The 16,864-nt window shown below is 53.1% G+C and carries 17 protein-coding genes; 11 read left to right on the forward strand and 6 right to left on the reverse strand.

Features of this window, described 5'->3' with window-relative positions:
- Nucleotides 1-105: 105 nt before the first annotated feature.
- On the forward strand, nt 106-738 hold the full coding sequence (locus MKX64_RS17870; protein WP_095263972.1) for an O-methyltransferase: 633 nt from the start codon (nt 106-108) through the stop codon (nt 736-738).
- Nucleotides 739-842: 104 nt separating this feature from the next.
- Here MKX64_RS17870 and MKX64_RS17875 read toward each other — a convergent pair whose 3' ends face one another.
- Entirely contained in the window at nt 843-2,054 is a 1,212-nt protein-coding gene (locus MKX64_RS17875; protein ID WP_095263973.1) for an MFS transporter, read from the reverse strand.
- 240 nt (nt 2,055-2,294) lie between these two features.
- On the opposite strand from MKX64_RS17875, the gene hemE reads away from it, so the two are divergent.
- The 9 genes from hemE (at nt 2,295) to MKX64_RS17920 (ending at nt 12,250) form a co-directional block, all read left to right on the forward strand.
- Entirely contained in the window at nt 2,295-3,359 is a 1,065-nt protein-coding gene (gene hemE / locus MKX64_RS17880; RefSeq protein WP_095397959.1) for a uroporphyrinogen decarboxylase, read from the forward strand.
- Nucleotides 3,360-3,410: 51 nt separating this feature from the next.
- Entirely contained in the window at nt 3,411-4,361 is a 951-nt protein-coding gene (gene hemH, locus MKX64_RS17885) for a ferrochelatase (RefSeq protein ID WP_095263975.1), read from the forward strand.
- A 150-nt stretch (nt 4,362-4,511) separates the two neighbouring features.
- Nucleotides 4,512-5,810, forward strand: coding sequence for a CapA family protein (locus MKX64_RS17890; protein ID WP_095263976.1), 1,299 nt, complete (start codon nt 4,512-4,514; stop codon nt 5,808-5,810).
- Nucleotides 5,811-5,841: 31 nt separating this feature from the next.
- The gene (locus MKX64_RS17895) at nt 5,842-6,621 is read left to right on the forward strand and encodes a glycerophosphodiester phosphodiesterase (RefSeq protein ID WP_095263977.1); all 780 of its coding nucleotides are present in this window, start codon (nt 5,842-5,844) and stop codon (nt 6,619-6,621) included.
- A gap of 3 nt (nt 6,622-6,624) precedes the next feature.
- Nucleotides 6,625-7,248: a fumarylacetoacetate hydrolase family protein gene (locus MKX64_RS17900; protein ID WP_095263978.1), complete on the forward strand. Its 624-nt coding sequence runs from the start codon at nt 6,625-6,627 to the stop codon at nt 7,246-7,248.
- Between the two features lie 42 nt (nt 7,249-7,290).
- Complete coding sequence (locus MKX64_RS17905) at nt 7,291-8,097, forward strand: DUF92 domain-containing protein (RefSeq protein ID WP_341036862.1); 807 nt, start codon at nt 7,291-7,293, stop codon at nt 8,095-8,097.
- A gap of 188 nt (nt 8,098-8,285) precedes the next feature.
- Complete coding sequence (locus MKX64_RS17910; RefSeq protein WP_341036864.1) at nt 8,286-10,259, forward strand: ABC-F family ATP-binding cassette domain-containing protein; 1,974 nt, start codon at nt 8,286-8,288, stop codon at nt 10,257-10,259.
- Between the two features lie 256 nt (nt 10,260-10,515).
- Nucleotides 10,516-11,109: an RNA polymerase sigma factor gene (locus MKX64_RS17915; protein ID WP_341036866.1), complete on the forward strand. Its 594-nt coding sequence runs from the start codon at nt 10,516-10,518 to the stop codon at nt 11,107-11,109.
- 91 nt (nt 11,110-11,200) lie between these two features.
- A complete protein-coding gene (locus MKX64_RS17920; protein WP_341036867.1) occupies nt 11,201-12,250 on the forward strand; it encodes a DUF4179 domain-containing protein in 1,050 nt (349 codons plus the stop codon).
- Between the two features lie 181 nt (nt 12,251-12,431).
- Here the strand turns inward: MKX64_RS17920 and MKX64_RS17925 are convergent, their stop codons facing one another.
- The 5 genes from MKX64_RS17925 to MKX64_RS17945 form a co-directional block, all read right to left on the reverse strand.
- Nucleotides 12,432-13,469, reverse strand: coding sequence for a M42 family metallopeptidase (locus MKX64_RS17925; RefSeq protein WP_341036869.1), 1,038 nt, complete (start codon nt 13,467-13,469; stop codon nt 12,432-12,434).
- A 45-nt stretch (nt 13,470-13,514) separates the two neighbouring features.
- Complete coding sequence (locus MKX64_RS17930; protein ID WP_095263984.1) at nt 13,515-13,856, reverse strand: LapA family protein; 342 nt, start codon at nt 13,854-13,856, stop codon at nt 13,515-13,517.
- Between the two features lie 96 nt (nt 13,857-13,952).
- Nucleotides 13,953-15,743 carry an oligoendopeptidase F gene (gene pepF, locus MKX64_RS17935; protein WP_095263985.1) on the reverse strand — a complete coding sequence of 597 codons (1,791 nt, stop codon included), beginning with the start codon at nt 15,741-15,743 and terminating at the stop codon, nt 13,953-13,955.
- 206 nt (nt 15,744-15,949) lie between these two features.
- Nucleotides 15,950-16,132, reverse strand: coding sequence for a hypothetical protein (locus MKX64_RS17940; protein WP_095264044.1), 183 nt, complete (start codon nt 16,130-16,132; stop codon nt 15,950-15,952).
- 3 nt (nt 16,133-16,135) lie between these two features.
- Nucleotides 16,136-16,369: a hypothetical protein gene (locus tag MKX64_RS17945; RefSeq protein ID WP_095263986.1), complete on the reverse strand. Its 234-nt coding sequence runs from the start codon at nt 16,367-16,369 to the stop codon at nt 16,136-16,138.
- Between the two features lie 197 nt (nt 16,370-16,566).
- On the opposite strand from MKX64_RS17945, the gene MKX64_RS17950 reads away from it, so the two are divergent.
- Nucleotides 16,567-16,764, forward strand: a complete 198-nt coding sequence (locus tag MKX64_RS17950) for a cold-shock protein (RefSeq protein ID WP_028405178.1) — start codon at nt 16,567-16,569, stop codon at nt 16,762-16,764.
- The last annotated feature ends 100 nt before the right edge of the window (nt 16,765-16,864 follow it).

The following is a 16,864-nucleotide window of genomic DNA, read 5'->3' on the forward strand; positions in this document are numbered from 1 at the left end:
AGGCGATTGCATTATTCAAGACAATTGTCATATGATAGACCACGAGTGAACGGCTTGGACGACGCATTCGGCGCGGTAATATTAGATTAGAAGGAGGGTTTCCCTTTGTTGATCGAAGCCCATGATTATGTTAACCAATTATACCCGGAAGATGAGGAATTGCTGCAGGTTCTGGAGGCCATCAAAGAACACGGCATGCCGGAGGTGTCTGTAGCGCCTGCCTACGGGAGGCTGCTCACCCTGCTTGTCCAGCTGGCGGGGGCACGAAGCGTGCTGGAGATCGGGGCGCTGGGCGGTTACAGCGGCATCTGTCTGTGCCGGGGTCTTCCCGAAGGAGGAAGGCTGACTTCGCTTGAGCTGAAGGAGGAGTACGCCGCCCTGGCTGGCAGCCATCTGGAGAAGGCTGGCTTCAAAGACCGGGTGGAATATCGGATTGGCCCTGCTGCGGAATCTTTAGCCGGACTGAAGCGCGAGGGACGGACCTTTGATTTTTTCTTCATCGATGCGGATAAGGAGAACTACCCGCTATACCTGGATTATGCGATTGAGCTGGCGAATCCGGGAGCGCTGATTGCAGGAGATAACTGCTTCCTGCGCGGCAGAACCCTCAATCCGGATAAGAATGGTCCCTCAGTGCAGGCAGTACGCCACTTCAACGAGCGGATCGCGACAGATCCGAGGCTGGTGAGCACGCTGCTTCCCGCCTACGACGGGCTCATTCTTGCGCGCGTGAAGTGAACAGCCCGGGTGGAATGCACGGCTGATGGTCCTATAATTGAAAAAGCGATGCACCCTCGGTTCAGGATGCATCGCTTTTTTGCCATTTCATTATAGTTCGCGGATTACCGGAACTTCGGTGCCGGCTTATGCGCGAACAGCTTGATTTTCACCCAGATCATATTCAGAATGAGCAGACTGCCCGAGATGAGGAACAGGCCCTCAATGCCGATGAATCCGGATAGGAATCCGCCGATGACCGCCCCAAGCATATTGCCCAGCGCCAGCGCGCTTGTGTTGAACCCGAAGGAGCGGCTTTCCATGCCATCGGGCGTGTAGGAACGAATCAGCGCGTTTACGCTCGGCAGCAATCCGCCCATGAATACCCCCATCATAAACCGGACAACGATCAGCTGCCATACCTCCTGCACGAACGCCTGCGGGATGAGTGTCAGTCCGGCACCGATCAAGGAATAGGTGAGAATGCGATGCGCACCGAGCTTGTCGCTCAATCGGCCCAGGATCGGTGAAGCGATCATATTGGACAAACCCGTGACGGCCACAACGAAGCCGGCCCATAATGCGATGCCCTCTGCGGTGCCGTGCAGCTTCTGGACATACAGCGGCAGGAGCGACATCGGGCTGATCATGGCAAACTGCAGCAGAAACGTAACGGCGAACAAGGCCGGAAGCTGCGGAATATGACTGAGTTCTCTAAGCCCGGCAAGCACCGAGGTTTGCGGTGTGTGGGCAGCCTCTTCCCGGTCGAAATTTTCTCTAACCATGAACAGGGCAAGCAGGGAAGCAAGGAAGATCAGTCCTCCCGTAATGAAAAAAATAGGCCGATATCCGACCCAGCCTGCCATCAGACCGCCGATGAGCGGGCCGAGAATCGTTCCGGCTACTTGACCCGACTGCATGATGCCCATGGCGAAGCCCATGCGGTTTTTCGGGGTGGTGCCCGATACGAGCGAGATCGCTGCCGGATTGAAGCCCGAGATCGTTCCGTTCAGCAGCCGCAGTGCCAGCAGATGCCACGGGTGTGTGGCAAATCCCATACAGCCAATGACAATGGCCATTCCGAACCCGGAGCGCAGCAGCATGATTTTACGTCCATACTTATCGGCGACCTTGCCCCATATCGGCTGGAAAATGAACGATGTTAAAAAGTTGGCCGCAAAGATTAACCCCGCCCATACCCCGATGGTCCGATCGCCGGTCACATTCAGGTCCTGTGCCAGATACAAGGTTAGGAACGGAGTAATCATCGTCATGCCGGAATTGACCAGGAACTGTCCGAACCACAGCACGATAAGATTTACTTTCCAACTGCTCAATGTTCTCCTCACACTCCTTTCTCAGATGTCTTCTCCGAACACCAAGCGATAGACATTTCGAGAGAACACGAAAAACGCCGTTCCTCCAGTATAACATATTTCAACAAATACATATGATGACAATGTCATAAGATTGTCATGCGATTTTCATAGGATATCCATGTTAGACGGTTGTTACCTACTTTTAAAAAGGGCATAATGATGAAAGGAACTTTTATACACAATGATGGGGGCCTAATGATGACCTATAACGACCAGTTTATTCGAGCCTGCCGCAAGCAGCAGGTGGACCGTATTCCCGTTTGGTACATGCGGCAAGCCGGCCGCTATGACCCGGAATATCGAAAAATCAAAGAGAAATACTCCTTGCTTGAAATTTGCAGCCAACCCGAGCTAGCGGCAGAAGTGACCATGATGCCGGTTCGGAAGCTGGGTGTCGACGCTGCGATACTGTATTCCGACATTATGAATCCGGTGGCTTCCATCGGGATCGATTTTGATATCGTCAAGAATATCGGCCCTGTCATCGACAATCCGATCCGCACGGCGGCCGATGTCGAGAAGCTGCGGCCGATTGATGTGGAAGGCGACCTGGGCCATGTGCTGGAAACGATCCGCATCCTCGACAAGGAGCTTGAGGTGCCACTAATTACGTTTGCCGGTGCACCGTTTACGATCGCGAGTTATCTGATCGAAGGCCGACCGTCGAGAAACTATCTCCGCACCAAAGAGATGATGTACAGCGAGCCGAAAGTATGGTTTTCCTTGATGGAGAAGCTCGGCGATATGGTTATTACTTATTTGAAGGCGCATATCGCAAACGGAGGCAAAGCGTTCCAACTGTTTGACAGCTGGGTGGGAGCGCTCTCTCCGCAGGATTTCCAAACGTACGTATTGCCTACGATAGAACGTATTTTTGCCGAACTTCAGGAATTGAATGTGCCGAAGATTTATTTTCCGGGTGTAAGTTCTGGCGAGCTTCTGCCTACACTTACCCAGCTTCAAGCCGATGTAATCGGTCTGGACTGGAGGGTGTCCATCACGGAGGGCCGCCGTCGCTTGAATCATCAGTACGCGGTTCAGGGCAATCTCGATCCGACGGTGCTGACCGCCCCGATGCCGGTGATCCAGCAGTATGCCAAGGACATCATCGATCAGGGAATCCTGGAGCCTGGATTTGTGTTTAATCTGGGACATGGATTGTTTCCGGAAGCCTCGCTGGACAAGCTGCGTGAGCTGACGGGCTTTATTCATGAATATTCGGAAACGGCGCTGAAGGCTGGCGCACACGAGCTGCGTTCCTAATCGGTTCTTGACGCGAGCATCATCTAAATCAGCAGAAGAGGTGAATGGAATATGAAATCCAGAATCGGCGTATTGGTCATGTCATACGGTACACCGGAAAGCATGGAAGGAATCGAAAGCTACTACACCCATATTCGCAGAGGAAACAAGCCTTCGGAGGAGCAGCTAAAGGAGCTGACCGAGCGTTATGAGGCCATTGTCGGAGGGGTATTCCCGCTTCGGGAAAATACCGACCGTCAGGTTCAAACGCTGCAGGAGACGCTGAACGTTGATCCGCGGGCGGTTGATACGGAGTTTGTATGCTATCAAGGCTTGAAGCATGCGTCCCCGTACATCGAGGACGGCGTGGAAAGCATGGTGCGAGACGGGATCACGAAGGCGGTTGGCATTGTGCTGGCCCCTCATTACTCGATCATGAGCATCGGATCTTATATAAAACGAGCGCAGGCGAAAGCGGATGAACTTGGACTTGAGATTTCGTTTGTGGAGAGCTATCATCTGCATCCGAAGCTGATCGAGGCGTTCGCCGACCGGGTATCGGCCAAGCTGAACCAGTTCGAGGAGGCGGGCGCAGACCGTGACAGTGTCAGAGTGCTGTTCAGCGCCCACAGTTTGCCGGAGCGGATCTTGTCGATGGGCGACCCATACCAGGATCAGCTGCTCGAAACGTCCAAAGCCGTTGCCGACCAAGCGGGAGTCAAGCAGTGGCAGTTCACATGGCAGAGCGCAGGCCGCACCGCCGAGCCGTGGCTCGGTCCGGATATTCTGGACACGCTGCAAAATCTCAACAAGGAGCAGGTGGAGGATGTGCTCGTCGCACCGGTCGGATTCGTGTCAGACCATCTCGAAGTGCTGTATGACCTGGACATTGAAGCGAAGAGCGTGGCTAAAGAGATGGACATGCGGCTTATGCGCATTGACTCGCTGAACAGCGATCCGCTGTATATGGAGGCGTTAAGCGATTCGGTCATTACGCTGCTGGCTGAGACGCAGGAGCAGTAATATTTGATAAGCCCAATATTTAAATAGGTTTGCCAATAAAGAACTCCCCGGCGATGACGGGGGGTTCTACTCTTTGAAGAGAAGCTGGTATAATGGAAAAGGCGTTACGAAAATGATGTGAAAAAAATGAATATTTTCAAGGAGTGAACGATGCAACTGTCGCGTACGGAGAAGAGCAAGGCCGAGAAGAAGGCCCATCGTGAGCGAGGCGGCAGGGTATGGATGTTTTTGAACTTATTGTTGATCATACTGATCGCTGCCTTGCTTGTATATTATTTTGTGCTGCAGGAGCCGCAGGCGGAAGAGGGACCTGCGTATCCGGCAACCGGCATGACGGAGGACGGAGCCGACGACCACGGAGCGAGCAGCCATGAAGCGTCAAGTGACGAGGAGCCTCCGCCGGAGCTGCCGCCGGAAGGTGAAGGAAATCCGCCGCTGACGGATGAACCGGACGCTTCTTCTGAAGGAAATGAGAACATAGAAGAGCCGGATTCGCCGAGATCGGTGGTCATGAGTTTTGCTGGAGACACCCTATTTTCCGGCAAGGTGGAAGGGATGCTCCAGGAGCACGGTTATGATTATCCTTATCGCTATCTGGGAACGACATTTCTTGATGATGATCTGACGGTTCTGAATTTGGAGACACCGGTGACGGTAAGAGGTGTTCCGGCCAACAAGCGCTATGTGTTCAAGTCCTCCCCGGAAGCGCTGGGCCCTATGCGGGAGGCAGGCGTTGATGCGGTTAACCTGGCCAACAATCATATTCTGGACCAGGGCGTGGACGGCTTGCTGGATACGCTGCAGCATTTGCAGGAGTATGGCATTGATTATGTCGGCGCCGGGAAGAATGCACAGGAAGCTTACAGTGCCCGTTATTTCGAATTGAACGGGATGACCGTGGCGCTGCTTGGATTCAGCAGGGTGCTCCCGGAAACGAGCTGGTACGCTCTGGATGACAGGCCCGGCGTAGCCGGGGCCTATGATCATGTGCTGCCTCAAGTGGTTGAAGCCATTGGGGAAGCGCGGGAGCGTGCCGATCTGGTGGTGGTGATGGCGCATTGGGGCGAGGAGCTGAAATTCCGTCCGAACGATAACCAGCTGATGCTGGCGCGCGCCTTCATTGATGCGGGAGCCGATCTGTGTATCGGCGGGCATCCGCATGTGCTGCAGGGGCTGGAACGCTATAACGGGAAATGGATTGCTTACAGCACTGGTAATTTTATTTTTACGAAATCAACGAACCCGGATACTTGGAAGACCGCGGTGTTCCAGGCTACCTGCACGGACAAGGGCGATTGCGACATGAAGCTGATCCCGTACCGGACAGAGGTGGGGCAAGTGATTCCGCTTGAGGGCGATGAGGCGCTTGCGCTGCTGCAAGAGGTTCAGGAACGCTCGATCGGCGGGATTCAGATCAAGCCAAGTGGTGAGGCTGTTCCAGGCCCGTAAACATATTTCGAAGTATGCAGGGAGGTCCCCCATGAATAATTTATGTGTGGCTCACCGGGGTTTCTCGGGCAAAGCGCCTGAGAATACGCGGGCGGCGATTCAAATGGCGATGGATGAGCCGTTTGTGGAATGGCTGGAGATTGATGTGCAGATGACCCGAGACGGTGTGCCTGTTGTCATTCATGATTTCAGTGTAGACCGCACCACGACCGGGCGGGGGAAAGTGAAGGATCTGACCTGGCAGGAAATACGGAAGATGGACGCCGGGATTTGGAAGGGGCGGCAATTCGCTGGAGAGCAGATCCCCTCCCTGGATGAGGTGCTGCAGCTGGTCAAAGGGCGTCTGAAGGTGAACATTGAGCTGAAGACGAGCGGGAATATGTATCCCGGGCTGGAGGAGAAGGTGCTCGCGTGTGTTGAAACGCATGACATGCTGTCTGACATTGTGCTGACCTCGTTTGAGCCGAAGGCTTTGGTCACGGCGAAGGAGCTAGAGCCGAAGGTGCGGACCGGCCTCATTATCGACAGCCACCCGCGCAATCTGTTGTCGCGGCTCAAGCGGATGAAATGCACGTTTCTGTCCATCGGTTACTCGCATCTGGACGCTGCCTTTGCAGCCGATCTGGTGAAGAACGGCATTACGCCGATGGCCTGGACCGTGGATGATCCGAAAGTGATGAGATCCTTGGCCCGCATGAACCCGGAAATTATGATCTGTACGAACCGCCCCGATACGTGGGGCCAAATATTTATGAGCAAACTTGGGCAGAAGATTTCGTTCTGGCGAAGAATATGGAGAGGATGGGCGTAAAGAATGAGTACATTCATCAGAAACGTGTATTGTGTGGGGCGAAATTATCGTCTCCATGCCGAAGAGCTAGGCAATGCCGTACCGGAGTCGCCGATGATCTTTATGAAGCCGACGCATGCGGTGGTTCCGCTGGATGGAGCGGTGCTGGATCTGCCGCTAAACCGGGGCAGCCTGCATTTTGAAGGCGAATTGGTCATTCGTGCCGAACGCGAGTATAAGCCGGGAATGAAGGTTGAGGAACTGGTGGAGAGCATGGCGCTTGGCATTGACTTTACGCTGCGCGACGTCCAGGATGTGCTGAAGAAGAAGGGGCATCCATGGACGGCGGCGAAGGCGTTCAAATCGTCTGCGCCTCTGACGGATTTCGTGCCGTTCCCGGGTGTGGATAAGCTGAATGAAACGGATTTTACCGTTATGAAGAACGGGCAAGAGGTACAGAGAGGCAATGCGAAGGATATGATTTTCTCGCTGCAGACGATCATTGATCATATCGGGGCATTCTATGGCATTGGCGAAGGGGATCTGATCTTTACCGGTACGCCTGCCGGTGTCGGTCCTGTAGAGAGCAACGATGTGTTTGAGCTGTTCTGGGGAGAGCACAGGCTGGGACGCTGCCAGATCGGATAGACACCGCATATCGAGAAGAGGAATCAGATGGGAGGATGAGCCGTGGACTGGTTGATCGGGGCCGCAGGTGCCGCGGCAGTCGCTGGAGCCGCTTATTGGAAAGAATCGCTGTCGAAATCCGGAGCGATCGCAGCGCTGGTGATGGGAACCATCTATTACGGAGCAGGGAACATGCTGTGGTTTGGGATCCTGCTTCTTTTTTTCATTACCTCGACGCTGCTGTCGCGGTTTCGCTCGGCCCGAAAGGCCGACCTTGAGAAATCATACGCGAAGACGGGCCGCAGGGATGCCGGCCAGGTGCTGGCGAACGGCGGTATCGGCATGCTGCTGTGTCTCATCCATTACTGGAGCCCGGGCGAGGTATGGATATGGCTGTTCATCGGCGTGATGGCAGCGGTGACGGCGGATACCTGGGCAACGGAAGTTGGCAGTCTGAGCCGAAAGCCGCCGCGCTCGATTCTCAGCGGCAAGGTGCTGCCGGCGGGGACGTCAGGCGGCGTATCCTGGCTCGGATCAGCAGCTGCGGCGCTCGGCGGTCTCATTATCGGCCTCGGCGCCTATGCATTTGCGGCAGTCGCCGGGATGGCCCCGCATCTGGCCGCGTACAGTCTGGCCGGACTGGCGGGCGGGCTTGTCGGGGCTTTCACCGACTCGTACCTGGGCGCGACGGTGCAGCTCATGTACCGCTGTCAGGTCTGCGGGAAGGAAGTGGAGGTGCCGAATCACTGCGGCGCGGCGACGGTGCGTGCAAGAGGATGGTCAGCGATGAATAACGATGCCGTCAATATGATCAGCTCGCTGCTTGGCGGTGCTGCCGCTTGGGCAGTCGGCTTGCTGATCGCGGGGTAAGTGGGTTGCGGTGCGTATTCACTAGGTCACTGGGCTGTGGAGGCGTGCACGGTGGGTACTCACCGGCCATGGTGGTATGTATGGTGCAATATCAAGTGGACTAGTGCGGCGCGATACCCACCAGGCAGGCCAATCTGTGTGCTGTGATCGATGCTCGGAAAACTAATACGTAAGTAGGGATCAGTTACATGAATATTATGACCGTTCAGCAGTTAAGCAAAAGCTATGGAGACAAAATTCTGTTTCAGGACGCCTCCTTTGGCATGGAGGATCAGGATAAAATTGGAGTTATCGGGGTGAACGGAACGGGCAAATCAACCTTTCTCAAGGTGATTGCCGGCCTGGAGCCGGCCGATGCCGGCAAGATTACGATCGGAAACCGGATTCGCGTGCAATATCTAGCGCAGAATCCGGACTTCGACCCGGACAAAACGGTGCTTCAGCAAGTATTCGACGGTGATCTTCCGGAGATGAAGCTCGTCCGCGATTACACGGAGACGATGGAACTGCTGGAGCTGAATCCCGGCAATGCCGAGCTTCAAGAGAAGCTGCTTGCGCTTAATGCGAAGATGGACGAGCTGCAGACATGGCAGTTTGAAAGTGATGCCAAGAGCATCCTGTCCAAGCTGGGAATCCGGTCTTATGATGCCAAAATGGGAGCGCTCTCCGGCGGACAACGCAAGCGGGTTGCACTGGCTGCCGCACTCATTCAGCCATCCGATCTGCTTATTCTTGATGAGCCAACCAACCATATCGACAACGAATCGGTGGCTTGGCTGGAGCAGTATTTGCAGAAGCGGCGGGGAGCGCTGCTTATGATTACGCATGACCGCTATTTCCTGGATCGGGTAGCCAACGTCATGCTGGAGCTGGATCACGGACGGCTGTTTCGATATGAAGCGAACTACAGCCGATTCCTTGAGCTGAAGGCCGAGCGGGAGGAGCGCGAGGCAGCGGCTGAGCAGAAGCGGCAAAATCTGCTCCGAAGCGAGCTGGCCTGGATACGGCGAGGGGCCAAAGCCCGCACGACGAAGCAAAAGGCCAGAATCGAACGCTTCGAGAAGCTCAAGGATCAGGAGCTGGTTCACCAGTCCGGGGAACTGGATGTGTCCGTGGCATCCTCGCGCTTGGGACGCAAAATTGTGGAGCTGGAGCATCTGCATAAGCAGACGGATGAGAAGGTGCTGATTCAGGACTTTTCCTATATCGCCGTTCCGGGGGACCGGATTGGCATCGTCGGCCCGAACGGAAGCGGAAAATCGACGCTTCTGAACATGATTGCCGGGAAGCTGCAGCCCGATAGCGGCACGGTTACGCTGGGGCCAACGGTGAAGCTGGGCTATTTTACACAGGAGCATCAGGAGATGGACGACACCCAGCGCGTTATTGAGTATATCAAGGACGAGGCGGAGGTGGTCCGGACGGCGGACGGAACGCCGATTACGGCTGCGCAGATGCTTGAGCGCTTCCTGTTCTCCCCGACGATGCAGTGGACGCCGATTGCCAAGCTGTCGGGAGGAGAGAAGCGCAGGCTATACTTGCTGCGCGTGCTGATGAGCGCACCGAACGTGCTGCTGCTCGATGAGCCGACCAACGATCTGGATATCCAGACGCTGTCGGTGCTGGAGCAGTATCTGGACGAGTTCCCGGGCGTGGTCATCGTCGTTTCCCATGACCGCTTCTTCCTGGATCGTACCGCGGACAAAATCTGGGCCTTCGAAGGCGACGGGAAGGTTAGGGTCCATGTCGGAGCTTACACCGAATATGCGGAATGGATCGCAAAGTTTGGCGGCTCGGCGGAAGATCAGGCGAAGGGGACCCGTCACGTTGCGGGCGCAGCCGGTTCGGCCCGCGAATCGGAAGCCTCGGAGCCGGGACAGCATGACCGGCCGGGTCCATCCGGGCAAGGAGCCAGGGAGCGATTGAAATTCAGTTACAATGAGCAGCGTGAATATGAACAGATCGACGACAGAATAGAGCAGACCGAGCGCAAGCTGCAGGACATCCTGCAGGAGATGGAACAGGCAGTCAGCGACGCAGCCCGCCTTCAGGAGCTGATGCAGGCGCAGCAGGAGACGGAGGCCGAGCTGGAGCATCTGATGGAGCGCTGGACGTATCTGAATGAACTGGCAGAGAAAATTGAAGCCCAGCGAAATACGTAAATCTGGAAGCTTTATCTCTACCGGTAAAGCACCCACCATGGACAATTCCGGAGTCTAAGGACTCCCGAAATATAATAAAGGAATTTTGGCGCTATTTCCGGCAGATTTGATTCATGTCTGGCGAAGAAATAGCGCCATTCTCTTTTTCTTGGGTGACTTATGACCGGATCAATGACCATGCAAATTTGATGGGCTTGTCACAAAACAGCGAATTCAAGTTGTTATATAAATGTAAACAGCAAAGGAGGTGAGCTTCTTGCATCCTGTAATCCCCGGGGAAGCTATGGGCAAGAACCAAAAAATCGAATGGCTTATAGAGCGGGTTAAGGCTGGAGACAAGGAGGCCTATGCTCCAATTATTCGCCAGTTTGAACGGCAGATGTACACGTATTGTTATTATATTCTGCGAAATCACGAAGAGACGGAGGATGCGGTTCAGGAAATTTTTATCAGGGCCTATACTAATCTTCATCAGTACAGCAATCAAGTATCCTTTTCTGCCTGGTTATACAAGGTAGCCTACCATCATCTGATCAATATAAAGAAGAAACAGGGCCGAATCGTAAAACTGATTGAGCGCTGCCAAGAACAGCATATGGTACAGGATATTTCCCCGCATCAGTCGGCGGTTGAGGAACTATTAACGTATCTCACAGCAGAGGAGCGTCATATTCTACTGCTCAAATCGGTAGAGGAATACCATTTTGAGGAGATTGCAGAAGTAATGGGGATCAAGCCCGCGACCTTGCGCAAGAAGTATGAGCGAATACGCAAAAAGTTGATGGCAAAAGCAAAAGAAAAAGGAGTGTTGGCCCATGGTACATTTGCCGAATCGCATGGAATCCGCTGAAATGGAGGACATCGAGCGGATGATCCGCCATTCGTCGATGCCAAGAGAAAGCATGAGTTCAAAAATTATGAATCGAATAGGAGAGATGGAAATGAGCAGAACAAGTAACAAGGCTTCAAGACAAGGGAAAATGTGGAAACGCACAATCGTGGCCGCTTCGGCAGCCGCAGTTCTCGGAGGAGGGATTATCGGTTCCGGCTTCGTGTCCCCGGTGATGGCAGATGCTCTTAAGCAGGTTCCGGTGTTCGGTACGCTCTTTAAAGGCACCTCAGAGGAAAGCGTGAAAGCCGCTTTGGATCAAGGAATCGTCAGTGATCCGAATATGAGTGTAACGCAGGATGGCGTAACGCTGAAATTGAGCGATCTGCTGTATGACGGAACGAGATTGTCCTTTGTGCTGGACCGGGAAGGGGTGGACCTTGAGGGAACGGTCGCACCTTTAAGCGAAAGGGAAAAGCCTGAAGACGAAATGCCAAAAGGGTATATTAAATCGGCAGGAACGACGATACTTATCGACGGCAAAGAATTCAAGTTCAGTGAAGGGGGAGCCAGTACAGGCAGCTTTGGAGATTACCCTCTTCGAGATAATGCTTTCCGCGCAGAGTGGCAGTTAAACGACAAAGCAGCTTGGGGCAATGAATTTGAGCTGACGATTCGGGTCGAAGTGACGGGCGTTGATGAAGCCTTCGAATTCAAGGTTCCGGTGAAAATCGAGAACGATGCCGTGTTGCTCAAGCCGAACGCTACCCAAAGTTATGATGGTTTCAGTTACACAGTCAAACAGATTTCCCTCACGCCGGTAACGACCCAGCTGGTCATTGACAGCACTGGGATGGTGCCAAGATCCGCGGAACAAACCGGCGATTTGATCGCCAGCATGATGTATTACGATATTGTAGATGAGGAAGGCAATCTGTTAACCCACGATAAGTTCGGATATTTCAACAGTGAGCCAAAAACGGAATACCATGTTGATCAGCTGTACAGTCCGGTTAAAGGGACGCCGAAGCAACTTACCATTAAGCCGTTTACACTTACAGTAAACAAAAAGGATTGGAGCGTTGTCGGCCAAGGTAAAGATAGCTATGGCGACAAAACGTACATCAAGGAATTGGAAATGACCATTCCTGTTATAGAATAAGAAAAAGGCGGTTCTCGAGAATAATTTCGAGAACCGCCTTTTTGTCCAATTGCTGGACAGCGTCTCCAACGTCCGAGCCCATGTCAATCTCTGGTCTATAGGTTGTCAGAAGATTTCATTCATATCTCGGTCCATCGGGTACTTTCATAGTATCGAGCTCAGGGCTCAGGGATGCGGCCTGCTATTCAGCTACATACGCGGCGAGCAAGCGGGTCGTGTTCAGCACAGCCTGCTTGTGCGTTCGCTCCATCGCGTGCGATGCGTGCACGCCCGGACCGATCAGCGCGGCCCGGATATTGCTTCCGGCGGAGAGGGCTGCTGAGGCATCGGAGCCGTAGTTCGGGTAGATGTCGACCGCGTACGGTATGCCTTCTTGCTCTGCCAGACGGATCAGGCGAGAAGTCATTTCATAATCATAAGGGCCTGAGGAATCCTTGGCACAGATCGATACATCGGTCTCCTTGCAGCTGAGATCATCGCCGATGCATCCCATATCCACCGCAATCATCTCGCTGATATCGGATGGAATATAGGCCGCGCCGTGCCCAACTTCCTCGTAGTTGGAAATGAGAATTTTCACGTGATGGCGCGGGCTCCAGTTGTCCCGCTTCATCGATTCCAGCAGACCGAAGAGGGCAGCTACGCTTGCCTTGTCATCCAGATGCCGGGATTTGATGTAGCCGCTTGGCGTGATGACCGGCCGGGCATCGAAGGAGATAAAGTCACCGACGCCGATGCCAAGCTTCTTCACATCATCAGCGTTCTCAACCTGCTCGTCTATTCGGACCTGCATATGGCTTTCCTCACGTTCAAATGTGCGGGCATCGTTGAAGACGTGGACAGACGGCTTCGTTGTCATAATCGTTCCGGTGTATACCTTGCCGGCGCGGGTGTGGATTTGGCAATATTCGTTCTCGATGCTGTTCATCATGAAGCCGCCGACGCGGGTCAGGCGGAGCGTGCCGTCGGTGTTGATCGAGCGAACCATCGCGCCTAGCGTGTCCACATGGCCGCTGAGACCAATGGTTCGGCTGCCGTCGGTGCCAGGGACGCTTAGAATAGCACCGCCTTTCTCGTTATATTGAAAATCGATGCCGAGCTTTGCTGCCTCTTGCTCAATGCGTTTCATAATATGGGCGGTATAACCGGTCGGGCTCGGGGTGTCCAGAAGCTCGGTCAGCAAACTCAAAATATAATCTTCATTCGGCTGGATAGACATAGAGAAAACTCCTTTAATTCAATTCGTGTTTTTTGTTTAGGTCTGCTACTTGCTTTCTTCCGGTGCGCGGTCTGATTCACTGTCCTGTGACTCGGCCTCGGTCTCCCTTTGCGGAATTTCAGGTGTATATCCTGTGACCTCCTGAATATGTATGAGCTGTCCGGCCAGGGATTTGATCTCCTTCTGCATCTGATATTGGCGGTATATCCCGTAAGAGCCGACGATGATCCCCCCGATCAATGTGCAGCCGATAATGAGCAGAATCAGCGGGATCGAAACCTTGGCGAACAGCAGATTGACTTGCACCGGATCCACATTGATCACGGCAAAAATGGCCGTCAGCAGTGCGAATATTAGCCCTGCGATCAGTGACCATTGCATTTTCATATGGACACCTCCTTCCACAACAGTATAAAATCCCTTGCCGCCATGGGGCAAGGGATTTTATGGAGCATGTCGTACCGGCCGCCTGGCAGGTACGAATTATCGGGTCAGCTCTTCCATCTGACGGATAATGTCTTCGAACACGCTCATCGCTTCGCGAATCGGTTCCGGCGAAGACATGTCAACACCGGCTTTTTTCAGAATGTTGATGGAATAATCGCTGCCCCCGCTCTTCAGGAAGCCAAGGTAGCGGTCCACAGCAGGCTGGCCTTCTTCAAGAATTTGCTTGGAGAAGCTGGTCGCTGCCGAGAATCCGGTAGCATATTTGTACACGTAGAAGCTGGTGTAGAAATGCGGGATACGCGCCCATTCCATCGCGATTTCTTTATCGACCGCCATGCCTTTGCCGTGGTACTTCACGTTCAGATCATAGTAAATGTCAGACAGATCCTGAGCTGTCAGCGATTCGCCGCTTTCGGCCCGGTCATGCACAAGCTTCTCGAATTCGGCAAACATCGTTTGACGGAACACGGTTGTACGGAACTGATCGGCATAGTAGGTGAGCAGGTACATTTTTTGCTTCGGATCGGTTGCGTTTTTCAGCAGGTAATCCATAAGCAGCGCCTCATTGGTTGTCGAGGCCACTTCCGCGAGGAAGATCGTGTACTGCGCGTCCCGGTATTTCAGGTTCGTGTCCGAGTAGAACGAGTGGAGCGCGTGACCCATTTCATGGGCAAGGGTGAACATGCTGTTCAGATTGTCCTTGTGGTTCAGAAGCACATATGGGTGGGTACCGTATGCGCCCCAGCTGTATGCGCCGGTCCGTTTGTTCTCGTTCTCGTACACGTCGATCCAGCCATTGTCATAACCGGCCTTCAGGTTGTTCAAATAATCTTCGCCGAGCGGAGCCAGACCCTCGATGGTCATCTGCTTGGCCTCGTCGTAGGTAATATCCCATTTGTATTCTTCCACCAGCGGTGCGAACAGGTCATACATATGCAGTTCATCCACGCCGAGCAGCTTCTTGCGCAGCTCCATGTAACGGTGAAGCAGCGGAAGGCTCTCATGGATGGTGTCGATCAGATTCGTGTACACTTCCTTCGGAATGTTGTCGCCATACAGGGACATTTCCAGCACGGAAGGGTATTTGCGAACCCGGGAGTAGAACATGTTCTTGTTCACATTAGCATTCAAGGTCGCCGCAAGCGTGTTCTTCTGCTTGCCATATGTTTCATACACCGCTTTGAATGCACGCTCGCGCACTTCACGGTTCGGATTCTCGAGGAACTGGATGTAGTTTCCGTGTGTCAGCTCGACTTCCTTGCCTTCTTCGTTCATGATCTTCGGAAATTTCATGTCCGCATTGTTCATCATGCCGAAGATCGTCTGCGGGGCAGTAGACAGGTTGCCGACCTGGGCCAGCAGCGCCTCCTCGGTTTTGGACAGGACATGCGCTTTCTCACGCTTCATCTCCGTCAGGGTAAAACGGTAATCCTGAAGGCTCGGATCGGCAATCAGCTTGTCGAGCTCGGCGTCGGACAATGCAAGAATCTCCGGCGTAATGAAGGAGAGCGCTTCGCCGACTTCGACATTGAGTTTCTTGGCTTTCGAAGAAAGAGCTTGGTATGTAGGGTTGGCCGTATCCTCATCATGATGCAGATGGGCGTACACGTATAGCCGCTCGGTATGGTAGGAAATTTCGTCTTCGAGCTCGAAGCAGGATTTGATCGCTTCGGCGCTGTTCAGTTTTCCGTGAAATTCATGGGTGCGCTTCAGCAGTTCGCGGACATTCGCGTAGCTCTCATCCCATGCTTTCTGATCGGCAAACAAATCCTCCAGCTTCCATTTATGCTCAGCGGGAACTTCAGAGCGCTTCAATAATTTTTCCATAGGAATCCTCCTTAGATGATAGGTATGAAATGAAGTTCGGGCGGCTTCCGCTCTCGGAACAGCGGATGAGACAGCGGTACAAGGGATTAGCGTCAGCGCTGCGGCAACGCACAGCACCTTAAAACATCTCATATGGCATCCTCCTAAAAAGTAGCAATCGAGCCATAGTATGCCGCGATATCCGCTGTTTCATCCTTTATTCTTATTTAAGAGGAACCCGAACTTAAGAAACTGTATACAATGAGGTAAAAGGCAAACAGGACCATGACAGCTGCAATGAGGGCCATTCCCCGTCTTAACTGGGTCGGAATCCGATCCCTGTTCATAATCATGATGAACCCGAGGCTAAAGGCCAATATGATGAAAATAACGGCATTTGTGTAATCCATCATTTACACCTGCTTGAAACGGTCCATGATTTGCTGCCATTCCTCTTCCCGTCCTTCGAATTCCTCTTTAGGAAAGCGTTGCTGCACCCACTGCATGAGTGCCGGACGGCTCATAAAGGTTTGTGTATCCTCGCCCCACTGATCGGAAATTTCCCGAAGTACAATGTAGCGTCCCTGGACCTCAACAGTCATCATGTTCCATTTGTCTTTTTTGTATATCTCATGTTTTTTGATCATGTGGCAATTCCTTCTCCGTCTGCGACTTAGGCTTTTGGGTCAATGATAACGCAATGGCGGGTTGAAAAGCAAATGATCTTCCGTTAAAAAATGCTAAAAAACCCGGCATAGGAAAATGACGGATTGCAATGTAGGAAAACATGGGATATAATATGGGTATTCGCCATAGATGGCGGTATTTTTAGGAGGTTGTTCATTTGAAAGGTACAGTTAAATGGTTTAACGCAGAAAAAGGTTACGGCTTCATTTCCGTTGAAGGTGGCGAGGATGTATTCGTACATTTCTCCGCAATCCAAGAAGAAGGCTTCAAAACTTTGGAAGAAGGCCAAGCGGTAGAGTTCGAGATTACAGAAGGCAACCGCGGTCCTCAAGCAGCCAACGTAACAAAACTGTAAGTCAACTCCGAAGCGGAGATCTTATAGAATTACCTAGGCATGGAAGCACAGTTCCTACATGGAACTGTGTTTTTTTGCGTGCAGGGGCCCGGTGCGGGTC

This window comes from Paenibacillus sp. FSL M8-0334 (assembly GCF_038000405.1).
In the GTDB taxonomy this organism is placed as follows: domain Bacteria; phylum Bacillota; class Bacilli; order Paenibacillales; family Paenibacillaceae; genus Paenibacillus_AQ; species Paenibacillus_AQ campinasensis.

Bases quoted from the DNA above. Each gene is read 5' to 3' on its own strand.
- hemE (WP_095397959.1), top strand. From the start codon at position 2,295: ATGACCTATAACGACCAGTTTATTCGAGCCTGCCGCAAGCAGCAGGTG.
- hemH (WP_095263975.1), top strand. From the start codon at position 3,411: ATGAAATCCAGAATCGGCGTATTGGTCATGTCATACGGTACACCGGAA.
- MKX64_RS17890 (WP_095263976.1), top strand. From the start codon at position 4,512: ATGCAACTGTCGCGTACGGAGAAGAGCAAGGCCGAGAAGAAGGCCCAT.
- MKX64_RS17895 (WP_095263977.1), top strand. From the start codon at position 5,842: ATGAATAATTTATGTGTGGCTCACCGGGGTTTCTCGGGCAAAGCGCCT.
- MKX64_RS17900 (WP_095263978.1), top strand. From the start codon at position 6,625: ATGAGTACATTCATCAGAAACGTGTATTGTGTGGGGCGAAATTATCGT.
- MKX64_RS17910 (WP_341036864.1), top strand. From the start codon at position 8,286: ATGAATATTATGACCGTTCAGCAGTTAAGCAAAAGCTATGGAGACAAA.
- MKX64_RS17920 (WP_341036867.1), top strand. From the start codon at position 11,201: ATGAGCAGAACAAGTAACAAGGCTTCAAGACAAGGGAAAATGTGGAAA.
- MKX64_RS17925 (WP_341036869.1), bottom strand. From the start codon at position 13,469: ATGTCTATCCAGCCGAATGAAGATTATATTTTGAGTTTGCTGACCGAG.
- MKX64_RS17930 (WP_095263984.1), bottom strand. From the start codon at position 13,856: ATGAAAATGCAATGGTCACTGATCGCAGGGCTAATATTCGCACTGCTG.
- pepF (WP_095263985.1), bottom strand. From the start codon at position 15,743: ATGGAAAAATTATTGAAGCGCTCTGAAGTTCCCGCTGAGCATAAATGG.
- MKX64_RS17940 (WP_095264044.1), bottom strand. From the start codon at position 16,132: ATGGATTACACAAATGCCGTTATTTTCATCATATTGGCCTTTAGCCTC.
- MKX64_RS17945 (WP_095263986.1), bottom strand. From the start codon at position 16,369: ATGATCAAAAAACATGAGATATACAAAAAAGACAAATGGAACATGATG.